Source organism: Acetivibrio sp. MSJd-27 (assembly GCF_018918095.1).
In the GTDB taxonomy this organism is placed as follows: domain Bacteria; phylum Bacillota; class Clostridia; order UMGS1840; family HGM11507; genus HGM11507.
The window spans coordinates 28,273-48,429 of record NZ_JAHLPV010000019.1 but is presented as its reverse complement, the minus strand read 5'-3'; the positions used below and the strand labels follow the sequence as shown (position 1 = coordinate 48,429).

Annotated in this window: 17 protein-coding genes; 15 read left to right on the top strand and 2 right to left on the bottom strand. The window is 40.8% G+C overall.

Annotated elements, in window-relative coordinates; all coding sequences use genetic code 11:
• The 15 genes from KQI32_RS07960 to KQI32_RS07895 all read left to right on the top strand — a co-directional run.
• Positions 1 to 239 (top strand): IS3 family transposase (locus KQI32_RS07960; RefSeq protein ID WP_216424619.1); only part of this gene is annotated, 239 nt, incomplete at its 5' end.
• Between the two features lie 626 nt (positions 240 to 865).
• The gene (locus KQI32_RS07955) at positions 866 to 1,069 is read left to right on the top strand and encodes a helix-turn-helix domain-containing protein (protein WP_216424618.1); all 204 of its coding nucleotides are present in this window, start codon (positions 866 to 868) and stop codon (positions 1,067 to 1,069) included.
• A 25-nt stretch (positions 1,070 to 1,094) separates the two neighbouring features.
• Positions 1,095 to 1,814: a site-specific DNA-methyltransferase gene (locus KQI32_RS07950; protein ID WP_216424617.1), complete on the top strand. Its 720-nt coding sequence runs from the start codon at positions 1,095 to 1,097 to the stop codon at positions 1,812 to 1,814.
• 5 nt (positions 1,815 to 1,819) lie between these two features.
• Entirely contained in the window at positions 1,820 to 2,887 is a 1,068-nt protein-coding gene (locus KQI32_RS07945; protein WP_216424616.1) for a DNA cytosine methyltransferase, read from the top strand.
• Positions 2,884 to 5,145 carry an AAA family ATPase gene (locus KQI32_RS07940; RefSeq protein WP_216424615.1) on the top strand — a complete coding sequence of 754 codons (2,262 nt, stop codon included), beginning with the start codon at positions 2,884 to 2,886 and terminating at the stop codon, positions 5,143 to 5,145. The genes KQI32_RS07945 and KQI32_RS07940 overlap by 4 nt, the downstream gene beginning before the upstream one ends.
• Positions 5,142 to 6,614 (top strand): LlaJI family restriction endonuclease, encoded by a 1,473-nt coding sequence (locus KQI32_RS07935; RefSeq protein ID WP_216424614.1) that lies wholly within the window; start codon positions 5,142 to 5,144, stop codon positions 6,612 to 6,614. The genes KQI32_RS07940 and KQI32_RS07935 overlap by 4 nt, the downstream gene beginning before the upstream one ends.
• Positions 6,615 to 6,869: 255 nt before the next feature.
• The gene (locus KQI32_RS07930) at positions 6,870 to 8,897 is read left to right on the top strand and encodes a retron Eco8 family effector endonuclease (RefSeq protein WP_216424613.1); all 2,028 of its coding nucleotides are present in this window, start codon (positions 6,870 to 6,872) and stop codon (positions 8,895 to 8,897) included.
• A 215-nt stretch (positions 8,898 to 9,112) separates the two neighbouring features.
• The gene (locus tag KQI32_RS07925; protein WP_216424612.1) at positions 9,113 to 10,117 is read left to right on the top strand and encodes a reverse transcriptase family protein; all 1,005 of its coding nucleotides are present in this window, start codon (positions 9,113 to 9,115) and stop codon (positions 10,115 to 10,117) included.
• 62 nt (positions 10,118 to 10,179) lie between these two features.
• On the top strand, positions 10,180 to 10,431 hold the full coding sequence (locus tag KQI32_RS07920) for a hypothetical protein (RefSeq protein WP_216424611.1): 252 nt from the start codon (positions 10,180 to 10,182) through the stop codon (positions 10,429 to 10,431).
• Positions 10,412 to 10,531 carry a DUF6809 family protein gene (locus tag KQI32_RS13645; protein ID WP_374197065.1) on the top strand — a complete coding sequence of 40 codons (120 nt, stop codon included), beginning with the start codon at positions 10,412 to 10,414 and terminating at the stop codon, positions 10,529 to 10,531. Before KQI32_RS07920 ends, KQI32_RS13645 begins: the two co-directional genes overlap by 20 nt.
• A gap of 1 nt (position 10,532) precedes the next feature.
• Complete coding sequence (locus KQI32_RS13410; RefSeq protein ID WP_253291114.1) at positions 10,533 to 10,694, top strand: DUF6809 family protein; 162 nt, start codon at positions 10,533 to 10,535, stop codon at positions 10,692 to 10,694.
• Between the two features lie 361 nt (positions 10,695 to 11,055).
• Entirely contained in the window at positions 11,056 to 11,265 is a 210-nt protein-coding gene (locus KQI32_RS07910; RefSeq protein ID WP_216424610.1) for a helix-turn-helix domain-containing protein, read from the top strand.
• A complete protein-coding gene (locus KQI32_RS07905; RefSeq protein WP_216424609.1) occupies positions 11,262 to 11,702 on the top strand; it encodes a helix-turn-helix domain-containing protein in 441 nt (146 codons plus the stop codon). The genes KQI32_RS07910 and KQI32_RS07905 overlap by 4 nt, the downstream gene beginning before the upstream one ends.
• A gap of 261 nt (positions 11,703 to 11,963) precedes the next feature.
• Complete coding sequence (locus tag KQI32_RS07900) at positions 11,964 to 13,139, top strand: site-specific integrase (protein WP_216424608.1); 1,176 nt, start codon at positions 11,964 to 11,966, stop codon at positions 13,137 to 13,139.
• Complete coding sequence (locus KQI32_RS07895) at positions 13,123 to 14,553, top strand: site-specific integrase (protein WP_216424621.1); 1,431 nt, start codon at positions 13,123 to 13,125, stop codon at positions 14,551 to 14,553. The genes KQI32_RS07900 and KQI32_RS07895 overlap by 17 nt, the downstream gene beginning before the upstream one ends.
• 68 nt (positions 14,554 to 14,621) lie before the next feature.
• Here the strand turns inward: KQI32_RS07895 and KQI32_RS07890 are convergent, their stop codons facing one another.
• Together KQI32_RS07890 and KQI32_RS07885 are read right to left on the bottom strand one after the other, a co-directional pair.
• A complete protein-coding gene (locus tag KQI32_RS07890) occupies positions 14,622 to 17,093 on the bottom strand; it encodes a pPIWI_RE module domain-containing protein (RefSeq protein WP_216424607.1) in 2,472 nt (823 codons plus the stop codon).
• Positions 17,083 to 20,151: a hypothetical protein gene (locus KQI32_RS07885; RefSeq protein WP_216424606.1), complete on the bottom strand. Its 3,069-nt coding sequence runs from the start codon at positions 20,149 to 20,151 to the stop codon at positions 17,083 to 17,085. The genes KQI32_RS07890 and KQI32_RS07885 overlap by 11 nt, the downstream gene beginning before the upstream one ends.
• Positions 20,152 to 20,157 lie beyond the last annotated feature (6 nt).

The following is a 20,157-nucleotide window of genomic DNA, read 5'->3' as shown; positions in this document are numbered from 1 at the left end:
AAAAAGGAATGATACAAAGCATGTCAAGGAAGGGGAATTGCCTTGATAATGCTGTTATGGAAAACTTCTTTGGATTACTCAAGTCAGAATTATTATATTTAAAAAAATTCTCATCATTGGATGAATTTAAAATTGAATTAGAGAAATATATATGGTACTATAATAATAAAAGAATTAAAGCAAAATTAAAAGGATTGAGTCCGGTTCAATTCAGACTTCAATCCTGTTGTGTAGCTTGAAAATTTTGTCTAACTTTTTGGGGTCAGTACAAACGTTGCTGTTCAAGCGGTTTTCTTTGGTCGAGGCGACAGGACTTGAACCTGCGGCATCTTGGTCCCAAACGCATTTATGATGGCACTTTCCGCGGAAAATGTCTTTTTTCGCCCCTTTCCGCTCGGAAAACCGCGCTCTTCGGTGCTCCCCAGTCCACTGTTTCCGAATGCTCCGAAACGGTAGGTGGTCTGTTATGTGGTCAACAGGATTTCTACAGAATAATACGCAATACACGCCTCTCGTTATCACGCGAGAGGCGATTGCTTTTTATACGGTTATTATAACTCTGAACAACAGTTTGTTCAAGTCAAAATTTGCACCGCAGTAGACAAAGAAAAAGGGTTAGTGGAAGTTCACTTGTTATGGAGGAGCTATTTTCATGTCAATGGATATTTCAACCATTGTATTACTGCTTACTGGTTTATATTTTGGCTTATTATTCTCTACTACAGAGAATAATAAGTTTTGATCTCAAATATTATAAAATAGCGCAAATATCAAAAAATCACATAAAACTACTTGAAAGGATCTCAAAGAAACGCTATAATATAATTATATTGTGTTCCCAACAATCTAAACAAGGAGTACAGATATGGCTGATTATTTATCTAACTTAGTTAACGAAAACTATATTAGTATTGAGGACGCAGCGTTGTTTCTTAATATCAAGCCTGTTACTTTGCGTAAATGGATAAAAGATAAAAGTGTACCCGCCCACAAAATTGGAAAGCAGTGGAAGTTCAAACGCTCCGAACTGGAAGAATGGGTGAAAAGCGGACAGAGCGCAATGGAATAACTATTTACTAGGAAGGAACAATGGTATGTCAAAAGTGATACTTTATAATAGTGATTGCATACAGGCTATGGCTAGAATTGCAGATCACTCTATTAACTTGATTCTGACTGACCCGCCATATAATCTTGGAAATTTTATGATAAGCAGAGACACCAATCTCAAAAAGATGCGTGATAATTTTTTTGGAGCCGCAGGTTGGGATAATCTTGAATACGATGAATGGGTCAACGCTATGGATGGTTTTTTTGAACAAGCTGCACGAGTTATGGAAAAAGGCGGGTCGATGATCGTTTTTATGGCAGCCATCAAAGTTGAAACGACCATCAGCTTGGCTGAAAAGCACGGATTTTACTATAAGACTACAGGAATTTGGCACAAACTGAATCCTATGCCACGCAATATGAATTTGCATTTTGTGAATTCAACAGAAACCTGGATTTATTTCACATACAAAACCCGCACCGGAACCTTTAACAATAATGGTACCGTGCTACACGATTTCATCGAAACCGGAGTAACCCCTGCCAGTGAGCGCAAATATGGAAAGCACCCCACGCAAAAGCCGGAGATTTTAATGAACCATTTTGTTGAAGTCCTATCTAATAAAGGAGATTGGGTTCTTGATCCTTTCATGGGGAGTGGTACATCTGGAGTTGTAGCCAAACGAGCCGATCGCAATTTTATCGGAATTGAATTGGATGAAAATTACTTTGAAATGGCAAAAAAACGCATTGAAGGGGATTAAGTTGAATGAAACCTACAGTTATTGATCTCTTTGCAGGTGTTGGCGGCTTGTCGCTTGGATTTGAGCAAGCCGGGTTTCATGTTGTACTTGCGAATGAGTACGACGCTGAAATTGCAGCCGCATACCAAAAGAATCACCATGAAACTAAAATGGTGGTCGGTGATATCGCTGCATTAAATCTCGAAGATACCTTCGGCGTGTTTGCCGGAAAAATCGATGTAATTATTGGTGGTCCTCCATGCCAGGGCTTCTCTCAAAAAGGACAGCGTAAAACTATTCATGATGAGCGTAACTTTTTATTCAAGTATTATGTCAAAGTCGTGAAACTTGTTCGCCCTAGGTATTTCGTCATGGAAAATGTACCAAACCTTCTAACCGCTGAGAATGGATACTTTCAAAACGAGATCGTTGAGTTGTTTAATGGTATGGGATATCATTTGAACACAGATGTTCTGAATGCAGCAAATTACGGTGTACCACAAAACAGAAGGCGTGCTGTAATTATCGGCAAGAGAGACGGAGAAGCGCCGGCACTACCGGTCAAAACCGAACAACGAGTAACAATTTGGGATGCAATTGGCGACTTGGCTTTTCTTGAATCTGGTGAGGGTCAAGAAGAACAGAGATACGCTGACCTTCCTGCCAGCGACTATGCAAAATCTCTGCGTGGAGATATGTGTGTGCTTCATAATCATGTTGCTACTAAACATTCAAAATTGGCGTTGGAAAGGCTGGCACTTATCCCGCCGAACTGCGGAAAGGAAGTTTTACCCGACGAGCATCTGACAAAATCCATTTATAGCGGTACCTGGTCCCGAATGATAAAAGATGATATTTCTGTTACTATCACAACCAGATTCGATACGCCATCTTCTGGTCGTTTCACACACCCTTATTTGAATCGGGCTATTACCGTACGCGAGGCAGCACGTATTCAGTCGTTCCCGGATAGCTTTGTTTTCACTGGGACAAAGAGTTCTCAAATGAAACAGGTTGGAAATGCAGTCCCGCCACGTTTGGCTAATGCCATTGCAACCGTGATTAAAAAAGATATGGAGGACAATAAATTATGATCAGACCAGAATCTGCTACTGTATATGACCAAATAGACTTAAAATTAGGTATTAAATCTTCTCTTCCGTCTGTAAAGCCAACACTGGCATTACTTTTCCTCATGTGGCGAGAGATGGGACGCCCTTCTGAATTGGAGTATTCGTCCACACAGGGTAACGCAATTGTGCTGCGGACAGATATTGAAGAAAAACTGTATCAGAAACTGCAGGAGGTTTCCGATGGTGTAACCTTAGAGCAATTTCGTGATAAGGTGAACAATAATTTAATGTTCAAAGCACAGCTTGAAGCTCTTTTGGTTGCTTTTGAGCTTGTTTGGAAGGTAGCAAAAATCAGATTTTCTGACGGCAAACCAAACAGCACCGAAAGAACCGGTGGCTCCCGTTTCCCTAAAAAATTATGGTTTACTCTTAATATGGATCTGCTCGATGCCGTTTGTGGTGACGATACCGATTATATCAGGGTCTTTTTCTTATGGCTTGGGTTTGAGCTAAATGCCGATATCGAAAAAGAAAAGAACATTATCCGTTTTTTGACCGCCATATCAGAATCTGCATACTATAAGTTAATTGACAACGGAACAGATGTTGTATTTAATCTGGAAAGTGTGTACAAGGCTGTCCTATCCCACGCGGACGCTGTGGATATTTCTGGCGACAAAGAAGCTAAAGGCTCTCTGCGAATTTTGAAATCTGCTCTCACAGAAAACCTTATTTCAAACCTTTCTGTGCGTAACAATGCAGTAACTGCGATTGACACAGATGCTTTAAGACGCTACGCAGATAGGGTTGCTGCTTTCCATCAATTGGAACCTAAGGTTTATATCACGGCTCCGGCTACCGAACCTGCGATTGATTTAAATGATCTTCGCCAAGAATGGATGGATAAGGAAAACCAGGAATTTATACTTGCTTGCCTTGATTTCATGAAATCGCATGGATTATTCACCGACAGTTCCCTGGAAACACTCCAAAACAAAGAACAGTGTGCAGAATTGTTCAGTCATAATTCTCTGAATGGTATTCTCTTGCGTGTAAATCCCGAACTAGCCGAAGATGAGCAACGCAAAGATGCTAACGGAAACGCTCGTTATTATTCCGAAAAATATGTGATAGGGAACACAGGATATTTTGTTTCCTCCGAATGGAGACCTGATCGCGAGGATGCGAGGAAACCATTAATTGACTGGATTTTTGCCATGATGCAGGAAATCAAATTCAGCACAGGCTACCACAGTGAATTTTCTCGTAACCGTATTCTATTCGGTGCCCCCGGCACAGGTAAGAGTTTTACACTAAACGGCGACCGCAAAGAACTACTATATGGCGACCGCAATGTGGATGAAAACACTATCGACCGTAGTATGTATGGTGAGTACGAGCGCGTAACCTTTCATCCTGACTATTCATATGCTAATTTTGTCGGTACATATAAACCAGTGCCTTGTAAGGACAGCGATGGAAAGGATGCAATCACTTATTCTTATGTGCCTGGTCCGTTTATGCGTACCTATGTGAAAGCACTCCAGAACAGCAGAACCGATGCACCAAAGCCGTTCCTGCTTGTAATTGAGGAAATCAACCGTGCCAATGTTGCAGCCGTGTTTGGAGACGTATTCCAGTTGCTCGACCGCGGTGATGACGAGGTCAGCGAATATCCTATTCAGGCATCTGAGGACATTAAAAAGTATCTGGCAGGTGAACTTGGCGGAAACCCGGACGATTACTCCGAAATTCGCATTCCGGACAATATGTTCATCTGGGCTACCATGAACAGTGCCGATCAGGGCGTATTCCCGATGGATACCGCTTTCAAGCGTAGATGGGATTTCACCTATTTGGGCATTGATGACAGTGAATCTGGAATTGTTGGCAAAAAGGTCATCCTCGGCCAAGGCGATTATCGCCGCATTGTGGAATGGAATGCACTTCGTAAAGCCATCAACAATGAACTGCTCACTTATAAAGTGAACGAGGACAAGCTGATGGGTCCGTATTTCATTTCCAAGAAAAATCTGCCGGAAGGTGAAATAATCGACCCTGCTGTGTTCACTCGCATCTTTAAGAACAAAGTCATTATGTACCTGTTCGATGATGCCGCAAAACAGAAACGCCTTACACTTTTCGGCGGTTGCGATGAAAAAGCAAAGAACCAGTATTCCAAGATTTGCAGAGAATTTGACACCAAGGGCGTGTATATTTTCTGTGAAGCAATTAGCAGCCAGTTTATTGATAATGTCCCAGAGGATGATGGAGAATGATTTCAGTATTTTTACGAGAACAAAAACGCTATACCCAGGAAGACCTGGTTAAAGAGTTTCATTGCTCCGAGGAAAAGACTGTCCGCATTCTGAAGCGCCTGAAAGAATATGGCGTATTGAAAGCTGTAAAAGCAAATGACACCCAAAAGGCTCTTACCGACTTGGTAGATGAGGACATCGAAATCGCTGATGTTGAGGTCGGCGAAAACGAATATCTGTATGTATTCACTTTTGTGGGTGTCGTTACCATTGAGGGTCGTGTGCTGAAATGCTATCCAAAATATCTGCTTGATGCCACGGCCCCAAAGGAAGAACTGAAACAGGTGCTTAAGGTTCTGGAAAAATACAATTTCAAGGAGCAGATCATTCGTATGTACAATGATACGAGTGACAGCAGTGCATTTAATATGTTGGCTGTTATGCTGTTCCTCTTCCAGGATTATTTCGAATATGGTGCCTATACCAACACGCAGGATATCATCGAATCTAACGGATCCGGTGATATCCTCTGGGATAAAACCATCAACGAAACATTCACCCTTCTCAGCAACAACCGGCCGTATTACCCGGAATTGCTAACTATGAAGCGTGTGAATGACGATTTCGATTTTTTCAAGCGTCTGCACGAGAGCATCCTCACCCGCTGCACTGAGGAATTGAGGGATGCCGACCTGTTGGATCTGTTTGACATCATGGGTGTCGACATTTCCGATGAGCAGATTGAGGATTTCGGTGACAAAGAGTATGTTCTGGAGCGTATTGTCAAGGAACTCAATGTCCAGTTCAACACCCGCAAGCAGCTTCTACTGAAAACGATATATGCTTACATAGCCAACAGCAGCGCACTGGACGATCTGGATTGCTTCAGTATGTTCGGCACAAACAGTTTTAACCTGGTATGGGAGGAAGTCTGTGCAGAAGTAATGGACAACCAGTTACAGAAGCCAATCGGTGGTCTGCGATTGCCTGTGCCGTTGGCCGAGCAATACCACGACATGCGGCATAAGAAACTCATTGATTTGATTGATAAACCGCAGTGGGTTGGAACTGCGCCGAGCGGCGAACCGTTTGTGAAGCAGGCTAAGGATACTCTCATTCCTGACCTCGTTTCTATCGTTAATGTCGACGGGGACTACAAGTTCATCATTTTTGACGCCAAGTATTATAACATCCAATTGGAACACAACAAAAAGCTGCGTGGGCAGCCTGGCATCGAATCCATCACTAAGCAATATCTGTACCAGTTGGCGTATCAGCCTTTTGTGGAAGCACATCAGATTAGATCAGTGAGGAACTGTTTCCTTATGCCGACTGCTTCCCCGGAAATAATTTCAAAAGGCACTACATCCCTTGCTATGTTGAGTAATCTCGGGCTGCAGGATATTCAGGTGCGCCTTTTGCCTGCCGAGAAAATGTATCGACACTATCTTGAAAATACAAAAATTGATATAACAGAACTACAGTTGTAATAGTAGAAAACAAAAATAAACTTATTTCGTTGGTTTCTATGTTGTTCTTATTTTATTAGCGGTGTATAACATAATGGTAAAAGAATTAATGTACGATCCAATATTCCTTGCAAGAAAAGATGTAATCGTAGAACACGTAACCGCAGATATGATTCAAAACCTTTACTAGCTGGACCACGAAAATTATTCAACATGAGATAAACCAGTATAACGGAATTTAATATACGCAATCAATAATAAAAGGATGTGAGAGTTGTGCCCGTAACACATATAAGGATAGAGAACTACAAGTCGATAAAACGTTGTGATATTGACTTAAACAATATAACTGCGCTGATTGGTGCTAATGGTACGGGGAAAACCAACATTCTTGAGGCTATAAATTATTTTTATAGCAATTTGACTGAAAATAACACTAGCGAAATGGTTTTTGATGCAAACAATAAATTTAGCAATCAAGTTAAAATCACTTTAACTTTCGACCTGTCTAATTTTGTGATTATTTCAAAAACACAAATAAACGATTTTGCTGATTTATTCGATGATAATACCGAAAAATCAAGACATAGCGAATATTTTAAATCTATTATTGCATTGGTTTCTTCTCAAAAAGAGAAAACAATCTCTATACAAATGTCTCAAATCAAAGGTAGAGGAATTCAATGGAGCGAACCGTTCCAAAAGCGAACAATTTTAAAAAGTTTGTTCCCGTTTTTTTATATTGATGTTAGAAACCTTGATATAAATGAATGGGCGGAAGTTTGGAATGTCCTTGGCGAATTGTCGAAGGTGTCAAACTCTGAACGAAAAACATTAGAAAAGCAAGTGCGCGATATAGTGGAAAATGATATTGAAACTGCTAACAAAGTAAAAGCTATTCGCGAGGTTTTTGATTCGTCAAAATTAAGCGTTGTTCCTGAGACTTCAAAAGAGTTCGCAAGTTCTCTTTCTAAAATCTATTTTTCGGGGGAGAAAATTCAGCAAAAAGGAAGAGGGTTACAGTACTTTTCGACAGGTACAAATTCTGTGAAATACATTGAATTGCTTTTGCGAGCAATAAATGAGATTGCTAGAAATAAAATGAAAGAACCCGTTGTGCTTATTGACGAACCGGAGATAAGTTTGCATCCTAATTTTATTGACGAATTGGCAGATGCTATAATGGTTCTTGATAGTAAATTGAAACCGATTATTTCTACTCATTCTTCTCGACTGATCAAGCGTATGTTATCCTTTGAAAGTGTAACTTTATATAATGTGAAACTTGAAAATAATTACACAGTTACGAATTTAATGAAAAGGTTTCAACAATATAGTCCATCATCAAAGTATCGAGTGTTAGACGATCATATCAACTCTTATTTCTCGAAGGGAATCTTATTTGTCGAGGGCGAGACAGAACTTGAACTTTTTTCAAATCCGTATTTGCGTATTTTATTTCCATTTTTGAAAATAATAGATGTCTTTCAGGCAATGTCGCAAGAGCCAATTTTAAATATTATGAATCCCCAAAAGACAAAATCAAATGTCCCATATATTTGTTTAATAGATGCGGATAAAACATTCCGGTATGATACGGCAAGCAGACGGTTTGAATTGAAAAATGAATATTTTAATAATGCAAAAGAACGGTTTTATTTTAGGAATAAGAAAAATCATTCCGATTATTTATATCACTTGCATTTGAGAATTATAAAAATGGCCGAGAAATTAAAAGTTCATTACTATGAACCTTATTTTAGTTGCAATGATGTAAGTTTAGAAATTTTTACGCAAGCAATCCATAATTACTTAATGACTTATGGAGTTTTTACATTTAGGACAACGATAGAAGGAGCCTTAGTAAGTGAACATAGTCTACAGTTTTCCTTAGAGTTTTTAAAACAAAAAACAAAACCAAGTGATTTCCAAGAGTTCTTAACATTATTAAATTCATATATGAAGACTGATCAATTTAATATAATGCGATTAGTTTATAATGGTAAGACGGATTTGTTAAAAAATTACAAAGGTAATGATGGCGTTAAAAAGAGATTGGACGAAAAGGATGCTTTAATTATCGAAAAGGTTATGGTGGGCAAAAAAACTTCTGGATGGGTTTCAGAATACATTGATTTCTTTTTCTCAAAAATGATTCCTGAGGATATAGACAAAAGTCCGAGAGGAATGAAACAATATTTTGAAAGTAATTCAGAGACGCAAACTGCTTTTGTAAAGGAATTTGAATTTAATTTTCCGGAATTATATGAGCTTTTTACAAAAATTTATGCTATAATAAGTTGATGTCAGCAGGACGAAGCGAAGTAGCAATGCTTGAGCAATCAAGGCCTTGATGTTAGTTCGGCAAACTAAATTCCAAGGAACTATAGTCACTAATTGGCTATCCCCGCCGTGTCGCGCCGTTATTCACATCGCACATTCGGCGTTTAGCACGCGCTTCGCGATTTATTATGAAAGTACTTCGCTTCGTTCTGTTGTTCATTGAAAGGAGAGGTAAAATGACAATTGAATCGTTTTGTAAGGTTGCATGGAATCTCTCCTATAATCAGGTTAGAAGTTCCATCACAAAAAAAGATTATATCCAGTTTGATATCCCTAAGAAAAATGGAGTTAGAACCATAACTCTTCTCCCAGAAGGATCATCTCTATATGTGTTGCAAAGAAATTTCAATAAATATTATTTGAATAAGCAGGGGTTACCGATATGCGTAAAGGGATTTGTTCGAGGAGAAAGCTACATATCGTATTTGGAGTCTCATATAGGAGCTAAATATTTCGTTCGCATGGATATTAAAGATTTCTTTCCATCTATTACGAGCGAAATAATAAAAGACACATTTTCGCATTTGCTTTCATTTGATACAGATGAAGAAAAAGAAAAAATATTAGAATTAATATCTGAAATATGTACATATGAAGGTGTTTTACCGCAAGGCGTTCCTACTTCTCCCGTCATTTCAAATATAGTTATGACAAGAATTGACCAAAGGATAACAAAGTATTGTCAAATTTTAGGTATTACATACACTAGATATGCTGATGACATGCTTTTCTCAAGCAATATGTTTGATTTTAAAACGAAAAAATGGTTTATAAAAAAAATCAAGTTTATTCTTGCATCAATGCATTTTAAGATTAATTATAGCAAATTGAAATTTAGCGAAAATGAGATTTCGCTGAATGGTTATGTTGTTTCCGATACAGGTATTAGGCTTTCTCGTAGCCGTTTAATGGATATTAAAAAAGCAATTACCTTTTCTAAAAATAATCATACTTTATTAAAAACAGATCCAACTGGATTTTTGCGATTAGTAAATGAAACAAGTTTGGAATATCGAAACTTAAAAGTATATCCGTTTAATTCTGTTTTTCAATTTACACAATTTTTAATTGGGTACAGATCATATTTAATATCGTTTTTAAGATATGATATCGATTCTACCTTTCGAAAAAAAGCAGAGAAATTAATTCGCAACATAGAGGGAGAATTAGAATTTTATTGAGAAATACCTGGACTTCCGCGTTCCTCTGTGGTACTGTTGTGTACTGCAAAGGAGGTGCAGATATGGCACGAGTGACTGTAGAAGAAATTTACAGAGGCGAAAAGTATGATGTGATGAGTGCGGCAACGGCGGACTATCTTATGAATGGGCGTCCGTCGGAATACGACGAGCGTACTTGGCTTGAAATGCTGCTTGTAAAGCACACGCTGATTGCGGCAGAGAAAATGAAAAATGAGGGCGACACGGTGTCGGGTATGACCGATGACATGTCGTCCTCTTCTTATGTGAGGTGGAATGAAAATGACAACGCTTGAAGATCTGTACTACGGCAATATCGTTCCGCACGAACACAGTTTTAAGCGCGGGAGTGCTTACAGTGAAGTGTTGAGCTTATGTTATTCGGCATCAGGATAGTTTGATACCGACGCTTACGGCTCAGCAAAAAGAAATCTTTGGAAAGCTCAAAGACTGTGAGGCGGAACTGCACGGTATGAATGAGCGCGAAGCGTTTATCAGCGGCTTTAAGCTCGCGGCGAGAATCATGACCGAAGTGTTGTACGAGCCGTCAGAGGATTGAATTTGCAGAAACAAGGCCGAGCCGATTTCGCGGTTTGGCCTTGCGATTTTCAGTTCGACACAGCACGGTTAAAATCTGCACCGCAGAAAACAAAGAAAACAGTATTCCCGCAAAAGCGCCGGAATATACACTGTTGGCGCAAAAAACTTGACAGAATTTCCCTGGTATGTTATACTGTAAGTAAATAAAGCAACTGACAATTGAATACACATATTTTTATTTTGAGTTTCAGACTCGCACTTACATAATCACCGATGCAACTACGCATCGGGATTGAGTGCGGGTCTTTTTGTTTTGCAAAACAGCAGTCCTCTACATAACACGGCGAAAAACCGTGTGAATTTAACAGGAGGAAAAACCAATGAAAGAATCTGTTTACACCGCTTATGAGGATCTGCCACTGTTCCTTAATGCTGAAACGGTAGCCAAGCTCCTCGGCATCTCCATCTCAAGCAGCTACGAGCTGATGCACGAGAAAGGGTTTCCGTCGTTGCGTATCGGCTCACGGCTCATCGTACCGAAAGAAAAATTCCGCGCATGGGTCGAAGAAAAGACGGGAGGCAACATTTGAAATTTACCCGATATCCAAAGCGTGATGCGATCCGGGATTATTTTCCTCTGCCGAATGAAATTTTCAGCTTGGGTCTCAGCACTGGTGAGATTGCTGTCTATGCGTATCTGCTCCGATGTGAAAACCGAAAAACCTTTCAGTGCCATCCAAGCTACAAAACGATTGGCAACGCTGTCGGCGTGAGCAAAAACACCGTCAAGAAATATGTAGACAGCCTGATTGAAAAGCAGTTGATTACTGCCGAGCCGACTTCCGTCATCACCCAAAACGGAGAAAAGCGCAACGGAAATTTGCGCTATACAATCCGCCCGATTGCGGAAGCATTAGAGCAGTATTACGAGCAACAGCTGATACGGTTGCACGAAGAAGTTCGGCGTCAGGCGGCTTTGAAAAAACTCGCTGAATTTGACCGCAAACACGGGAAATCGGCGGTTTAACGGCAGTTTTACGGCTCGTCCGAAAATAAGCAGGAGAAAGAGTTGGGGTCGCAAGCGACCCGCAACTCGATTCACAGCGGACGGCAACGCCGACCGCACAAGGGTTTGCAGGGCTTTTACGGATGGCAACAAAAACTGCGATTTAGGGGTTGCTCGAATTTTAACCTCGCTGATTTAGGGGTTGCGAATTTTACCGCAAATTTAGCTGGATATTCCGCCATGTATGTGGTATTGTGTTGTACTGCGAAAGGATGTGATACTATGGCAAAGCGAAGGCCGTCGGGAGACGGTATGGTGCGCAAGCGCGAAGACGGAAGATGGGAAGGCCGCATCGTTGTCGGTCACAAAAAGAACGGCGATCCGATTCACCGCTATGTGCTTGCCCGAACACAAAAGGAGTTAATCGTAAAGCTCCACGACTGCATCGAGATGTACCGCGACGCCGACCTCACCGAGGATTCGAATATGATGCTCGGCGAGTGGCTTGACCGATGGATCAATGAATATATGATCTTCACGATTCGTGAAAGCACGCTTGATTCTTACAAAGCGATGATTAAAAATCAAATCAAACCGTATCTCGGCGACAGACCTTTGTCGGCGCTGACCACGCAGGAGCTTCAAAAATTCTATAACACCGTCAAAAAGAAAGGTCGGGTGAACCCTGACAAGCTGCACGGCACAGAGCTTGCCGACAGCATGGTGCGCGGTATTCATATGATGCTGCACGAAGCGCTGGATATGGCGGTGTGCCTACGGCTGATTGTTAAAAATCCAACGGTCGGCACAACGATTCCCAAAAACAATTATCCGCCGAAGCAGATACTCAATGACGAACAGCTTGAGCGATTCATGCAGCGCATCCGACAGGATGAGCGGTGGTACGATTTCTTCTACACCGAGCTGACCACAGGACTGCGGCGGGGTGAAATCTGCGGACTGAAGTGGGAGGACTTCGATGTGGAAAACGGAAAGCTGAAAGTGAGGCGCTCGGTTGCTAAAAGGAAAGGCGGCGGATTGAATATCGGCGAAACCAAAACCGAGACGGGAACGCGCACGATTGTCCTGCCGCCGAGCACTGCGGAACTTCTGCGGAAGCGAAAAGAAACGGCAGTCAGCGAATGGATATTCCCGAATATCTATGAGCCCGAAAAACCGATGCACCCCGACTATGCTTACCACCGATTAAAAACACTGTTAAAACAGGCTGAGCTTCCGCTGATTCGGTTCCACGATCTGCGCCACACCTTCGCCACTCACGCGCTGGCGGGCGGCGTGGATGCGAAAACCCTGTCGGGAATCCTCGGGCATACCAACGCCAGCTTTACGCTGGACACCTACACCCATGTGACCACCGATATGCAGAGAAACGCTTCCGCTATCGTGGGGAGCTTTATGGATGAGATTATGCTTGAAGGAGATGATACCAATCGCTAAAAAAAGAAAAAATGGTGAGGGCACATTACGCCTGCGTAAAGACGGTCGGTGGGAAGGAAGAATTGTTGTCGGGTACAACGAGAAAGGTCAGCCGATTACAAAATGCGTAACGGCGAAAACAAAAGCAGAATGCAGTGCAAAGCTGGAAAAGCTGAAAGAACAGTATGGACGCTCTTCCGATAAAATCAAGCCGGATATGCCGTTCGGGGATTGGATCGACTTCTGGTATCAGACCTACTGCCGACACACACTCCGTATTACCACAAGAACCGACTATGAAAACCGCATTTACAATCATATCATTCCCGAAATCGGAAAAATTCCGCTGAACAGGCTGTCACAGTCGGATTTACAGCAATTCTACGCAAAGGAAAAGACAGACGGAAGAAAACTGCACGCAAAAACCTACGGAAAGGGACTTTCGGACAGAACGATAAGGGGGATACATGCCAACTGCCGCACAGCTTTACAGCGGGCGGTACAGGACGGTTTGATACGAACCAATCCCGCCGTCGGCTGTAAGCTCCCGCCGAAAAAAGCGCGGGAGATGCAGGTGCTGACGCAAAACGAGATTCTGCGGTTTTTGCATCAGGCAAAGGAAGAAGGCTGTTATGAGCTCTTCCTGCTGGAGCTCGGCACGGGGATGCGGCGCGGTGAGATATTGGCGCTCAAATGGTGCGACCTCAACTTCGCAACAGGAGAGCTTCGCATTGAACGGCAGGTATATATCATCAAGGCAGAGGTGATTATATCGGCGCCGAAAACAAAAGCCTCGATACGCACCGTTATTCTGCCGCCGTCACTCTTGAAAACCCTTGTGGCGTATAAGAAAACGGTGGATTCGGAATGGATGTTTCCGTCACCGACTGATAACGGCAGACCGAGAAATCCGTCATCGGTTAGAAAACGGTTACAACTGATCTTGGAACGGGCAGGCTGTAAAAAGGTGCGCTTTCACGATTTGCGTCACACATTTGCGACCATGGCGCTGGAGCACGGTATGGATGTGAAAACTCTTTCGGCAACTATAGGCCATGTGTCATCAGCAACCACGCTGGATATTTACAGCCATATCACCGATACTATGCAAAGGCAGGCGGCGGTGCATATAGACCGCAAAATCGGCGGCACAGACGCCCAAATGCCGACGATAGCGCGGGAGGAAAGGAAAGATACCTCCCCGGTCGAATTCACGCCGTACAAACCCAAAATACGCAAACCCGGGACGGGCTGTGTCACGATGATTAACGACCACCTGTACGAGGGACGGTACACACCAACCAATGCCTACGGCAAGCGGGAAAGCCACAATATCTACGCGAAAACGCGCGAGGAATGCGAAGAAAAGCTGGCGGAAATGATCGAGCGAGTGAAAAAGGATATAGCGAAAGCTAAAGAGAAAGCGGAAGGATGAGCAATGACTATAACAAAATGGACTGAGAAAACAATACTCTCAGCCCATTTTGTTATGTGAGTTTAGACTTAAATTTCCAGTAAGTATTCCTCTAAAGCAGCCGCAAGGTGTAACGGTAACGGAAGGGTTGTTGATTGATTGTATTGAATTGATAATGAACACAAGTCAGTGATATATTTGGTCCAAACTGAAGGATCGTCTTCAATTTGAAGTTGTAACGGATATATTTCAATCATATCTTTTTCGGCGTAGTCGATAAAAGGATAATCGAAGCGTGACTCCTTCAGACTTCGATTATATTTGGGGTCGTTTGGCTTTTGTGATATTGCCCAAAACACTTTGCCATATTTGAAAATGCCGGAAGCGGAAGAATAATTCTCATCCTCGCGTTGGCTTGTGTAATAATCAGGAACTTCTGCATTGTTCCTTACACGAAATACGCGAACTCCAGTACCAGATAGTGAGATTGGATACGATGCTTTGTTAGAACCCGCATCTATCTGATCGGGCATATAATCATTCGTTACGATATATCCACTTATGGATTTATCTGAAATACCTCCCCATAGAGGGCGCGTGTTACCATCTGAATGAACCAAAAGGACTGCTCCTTGACTATCGTAGTCAAAATGATTTTTCATTTCGATGAGTTTTTGTTTGGCAGGAGAGAAACTGGCATTTACACATAACTGTTCGAAATTTTCATTCCAAAACAGTTTTGCCATTTCCAAACACGCTTTTCGATAACTTATATTATTCTCTTCAAAAGCAGCACATTGAACACGGGTCCTTCCTGTCGAAAGATCATGTGATACATAAATTGGCAAAAATCGTGCCTTTTGTCTAATACTATGTATCTGTGTGCACACATGCATTCCGACACAAGTGACATCTTTTAACTTGTATGATTTTAGTTGTTCGGTATTCATTAGAGTTGTAATACCGAGCTGACGATATAAATCATATACGGCATGTTCTATCTTCTGATGATTAAGAGAATCATCCTCGGCAGAAGCAACGACAAATTGTACTATTCTGCCAGAGCGTGCAAATGCATTGCGAATTATTAGTTTGGGGTCTTTATCATCTTTATATTCGTCAGCATCAGCACCAGGAATAATGCAAATGCAAGCGATTACATCCTCAGTTTCTCCAAGTTCTTCTTTTAACTCATCACATCTTTGGATTTTGTCATATTTATTGACTGGATTAGCAATATCACCTATTTCTTTCTGAACGATGTCGACAGATAAACATGAATTACTATTTTCTTCACCAAAATCGCACATAATCTTATTGCTGATTGCGGTTAGTAAGGATTGATGAGAGGGATTGTTTAACACTCCATATAACTCAAACAGTATTTTATTTGTTTCTGTGCATGATACAACCCATTTTCTAAAATCTTCTCTTGTTTCATAATGATTCGGTGACTTGTAGTAGCTCAGTTTCTGTCTTGTGGAGATTCTATTGGGTACAGAGGGTTTGTCCACAATATCTCCTAATAGTTCAAAAATCTTTTCATATGCTTCTGCTTTATCTTTGACGGGGACACCGGTGCCAATGGCAGATTTGATAAACCCCTCCATTCCGTTTGTATATGGAAGCATATATCTATTATCACCACACTCAACAATATCCCATAAATTATCAACCGCGGGAAGAGATTTGTATCCATATAGGTTATAACATTCTCGATCTTGACTTTTCCAGTCTAAAGATTTTGTTTCATAATTGTATTGAATAGGGATTTGACAAATTTTATCATCGGATACTCTTATATGACCAATGATGGCGCTTTTAAGAAAAGGTGATTTTGTCTTGTTTTTTCTACCGTATATCCATCTGCGCATGCTTATGTCACAAAGCAAAAGTGCTTCGCGTTCAGGGGGCGTGGTTTGTACCGAAAATCTAAACACGAAAGAATATTTGTGTCCAAATTTGGGCTCTGTGATGATGCTACTTACCAATTCGTTTTTTGCGGCATACGATAAGTGTATTTGATTTCCGCAGATTTCTATATCTTGCCCTACAAGTCTATTTACAACGACTAAAGGTATTGCTTGATATGCTTCATCACTAACTTGTCCATCTGCCATCGATAAGAGTACATCTTTTTCTGAACATAGAGGATAAAATTCATCAGCTTTCATTTCTGAACAAAGGTCTTTTGCCATAAAAATCACAAAAGGATTTGCTTTATAAGCGGAGATATATGTCGCAGCAATCCAAACACGGATGATTTCTAAAAGAATATTTATTCTTTTTCCGTCAAAAGGAATTGTGGATGCTAACCAGTGACTATCATTACTATATTCTTTCAAAGGAGACATGGATACAATACCTTCCATCCATGAATCAACCAGTTTTTGCAAAGCATGTGTAGGAAGTCCGTATTCGATCTTGAATTTTGGATTATTGGCTTTAGTTAATTTAATTAGTTCTTCTTTCCATGATGAAGGAAAACCGAGATAATAGATTTTTCTGACTTGATTAGGTTTTATTTTATAGGCCATAGGGAAAATAGGTTTACCTACCATAATTAACTCCTTTCTTAAATGCATCGTAAAAAGGTTTGTATAGTGTATTTGCAATTTCGGAACTTGTTTCTGACTGTATCATATTATCGAGGTATGTGCCGAGTTCTGTGAGACAGTCGAAACCACGTTCTGTATCAGGGGCTTTTCTAAAAGCACCATCTACAAAATAAACATGTGGCGCAGGCTTACTGGTGTCTGTAACACGTGCAAGACGTCCAAATATCTGCAGGATCAAGATAAACAGTGTTGATACTATGTCTTTTTTATCATCATCTGAAAGATTATCCAAGCCATAGTTTCCGCTTCGCGTAACAATACTCCATCTCTTTGACGCTTCCTGGCGCATACGCATATTATATTCCCATATAGATTCGCCAGGATTTCTTTTGCAGTGAGCCTCCATATAACCATTCAATTTGCTACCTTTTTCTTGTACATCATCAGGTACTGACATAGGACGAACAAAGAAGAAAACTGCACCTAACGCAGAGTGGCCTTTCTCGTCAACAATATTGTGTCCTCGTTCGATGGCCATTGCAGGAGCAATTAAGATTTCTGCAGGCATTGAAGCAAACCGGTTTGCTTCACCGCGGCGAATTACACCTTCAGAATCATCGGTAGTTGTTGCATCGGAAATCATACGATACACTCTGGCAGAACACTGCTTTTTGTGTAATGTGTTTGCAAGAGTCTCTTGAACGATACTTGCTTGTTCATAACTGTTTACGATTATTAGAATTTTTCCAACATTGCGGTTATATTCCTCGATGATATCACCCGCGGATTTTTCTGTAATTTTTTTAAGCATTTCTATCCGCATTTCCCCAGAGCCGGATACCCTTTCTGAAAAACCAGATTCATAGAACTTCGTTTTGGATAGAAAATCACGCTTGTCAGAATCTGCTTCTAAAATATAGTTTACAGGACGGTTAATGTGATACTCATACGACCCTTCAGCCCAACTTGAGCCGGAAAGCATAATGACATGAGGACCAATTGCTTCGCCGTTTTCATCCAATCTTAGATATGGAAGATCTTTCATTAAACTCCGTCCGAATGCAAACTGTCTGAATAGAATAATGTCGCCCTGCTCGTTCTTTTTCATGCCGAATAAATTTCCACATAATGCAGATGGTAGATATTTTTGCTGGTCTTGAAAACGTGTTTGAAGGAAACCAAAAATTTCATTCTGGCCGTACGAGGTCTCATGACATGCTGCATAAGCATCGCTTAATTTTCTGATAAAGTGGTCAAAGAATATTAGGCAAATGATGAGCTTAATACGAGCATCCTGCACGGCTATTATCTTGGCGTTTGTTTTAGTTCTATCGAATGAAAAATTTTCTTCGTCAATCCATCTCTTATACAATGTATTAAAGAGACGAAAGTCGGTTTCCATACAAGAAGCATTAAGGACTTCGCGCAGAGTATTACTCAAATTCGAATTATCGTTTTCGTCATCTATTAAGGAATAGATATCTTTGTAGATCTTATCTGGAATCTTATAATGTTCATCCCTTTTCAGATCATCCAAAAGCGTTAATGCAGAAAAAGGCTCGCCTGCAGATAATTTGTTCCATTTTCCAAGATTCCAATTGAGTGCTTTTGTAAGACAACTCATCACGCCAGTCGTTCTTAATTGTAATTCGCTATATTCTTGAATTGCTCGATTTTTTTCTCTTTCGAAGCCTGTCATATTCATATAGCGAGCGCAATCATTTGCGCTTTCTTTAATATAGTGATTAAAACTTGTTTCCGGCATAAACAACTGGTCCAATGTTTTTTGTACGCGGTCGCTTTCATCAAAAATCACTATGTCAAATTTTCTTAAAGCTACATCAAGGAAGGGTTCACGATTCTTACCAACTCGAGAAATAGCAAAACCAGCCACAGAAGTGAGAACTACGGATGCAGTATAGCAGTCACGCAGCATTTTAGCACCATGACAGATATTAAAATAGGGACACAGAAAAGCTTTGCTTTTGCCAGGCTCTTTTAAGGAAAAACAAGGCTCTTTGCCATATGCAAGGCTGGCTTCATCACCATCGTTCATGCCATCAACAAGACAAGCGTTTGTTAGATATTGAGATAACGAGGATGGGAGACACGTCTTATTTGGCTCTGCAATTTGATTGATATACTTTAATCTTTCGCTTCTTCCAACAAGGGGGGAACAGTTTACCGATAACTTATTAAGATACATCCAAAGATTAAAGACTTCTGCCACCGTATCTAACACAATGACAATTCGCTTACCGTTTTTGTTTGCCCAATATGCTAACACCTTGATGAGGGTGGATTTGCCAGATCCCACCATGCCGACAATATTTACGGTTTGCATTATAGTGAATTTGTCGCATAATGATACTTTACCATCTTTTACCGCTTTTATAGTATTGCTTTGTAGAATATCATAGCAATAATCGGTGGGATCTATATTTCTCATCTCTTTGGCGCATTCTAAAAGCTCAGAAATAGAAATGGTAATTGGATTTATGTTTCTGCTATCGATCGGCTCTTCGGATTTAACTGATGCTAATGTGTTTTCCGAAAAAGAAACTTTAATTCTTTCTGATTTTTCAAAATCTTCTTTTGTTGTGGTATAGTAACAGTACGTGCCTTCTCCCGCCATCGGATATTCTTCTTTACAAATATCTGGTAAGAGCCAATGTTTTTCCCATTCTTTTATGCGGTCTTCGTAAGAAAGAGGTATTTTGTCCTCATTTACCATTAGTGTTGTTTTGCCGTTTTCACATTTGAACGCAAATGCTCTAAATCCGCTATATATATCAGAACGATATTCGTCTAAATCATCCTGCCAATACTTTCGAGAACGGTAACAACCTAATGTATATCGAGCACATTGTAATTGGCGATCAGCCTCAGTACCGCTTTCTATTCCTATAAGCTGATATTGCGAAAACAATAGGTATGCTTTTTCAGGCTCTGGAGTATTAGCGTGTTTAAGTAATAAATACAACACAGCCTCTATATTAGCAAATCTATCGATCGACATCATTTCATCGTTAAAATACGCCTGCAATGGTGCATAATACATTTTCGA

Bases quoted from the DNA above. Each gene is read 5' to 3' on its own strand.
- KQI32_RS07885 (WP_216424606.1), bottom strand. From the start codon at position 20,151: ATGTATTATGCACCATTGCAGGCGTATTTTAACGATGAAATGATGTCG.
- KQI32_RS07895 (WP_216424621.1), top strand. From the start codon at position 13,123: ATGATACCAATCGCTAAAAAAAGAAAAAATGGTGAGGGCACATTACGC.
- KQI32_RS13645 (WP_374197065.1), top strand. From the start codon at position 10,412: ATGAAAATGACAACGCTTGAAGATCTGTACTACGGCAATATCGTTCCG.
- KQI32_RS07955 (WP_216424618.1), top strand. From the start codon at position 866: ATGGCTGATTATTTATCTAACTTAGTTAACGAAAACTATATTAGTATT.
- KQI32_RS07920 (WP_216424611.1), top strand. From the start codon at position 10,180: ATGGCACGAGTGACTGTAGAAGAAATTTACAGAGGCGAAAAGTATGAT.
- KQI32_RS07910 (WP_216424610.1), top strand. From the start codon at position 11,056: ATGAAAGAATCTGTTTACACCGCTTATGAGGATCTGCCACTGTTCCTT.
- KQI32_RS07900 (WP_216424608.1), top strand. From the start codon at position 11,964: ATGGCAAAGCGAAGGCCGTCGGGAGACGGTATGGTGCGCAAGCGCGAA.
- KQI32_RS07925 (WP_216424612.1), top strand. From the start codon at position 9,113: ATGACAATTGAATCGTTTTGTAAGGTTGCATGGAATCTCTCCTATAAT.
- KQI32_RS07890 (WP_216424607.1), bottom strand. From the start codon at position 17,093: ATGGTAGGTAAACCTATTTTCCCTATGGCCTATAAAATAAAACCTAAT.
- KQI32_RS07945 (WP_216424616.1), top strand. From the start codon at position 1,820: ATGAAACCTACAGTTATTGATCTCTTTGCAGGTGTTGGCGGCTTGTCG.
- KQI32_RS07940 (WP_216424615.1), top strand. From the start codon at position 2,884: ATGATCAGACCAGAATCTGCTACTGTATATGACCAAATAGACTTAAAA.
- KQI32_RS07950 (WP_216424617.1), top strand. From the start codon at position 1,095: ATGTCAAAAGTGATACTTTATAATAGTGATTGCATACAGGCTATGGCT.
- KQI32_RS07935 (WP_216424614.1), top strand. From the start codon at position 5,142: ATGATTTCAGTATTTTTACGAGAACAAAAACGCTATACCCAGGAAGAC.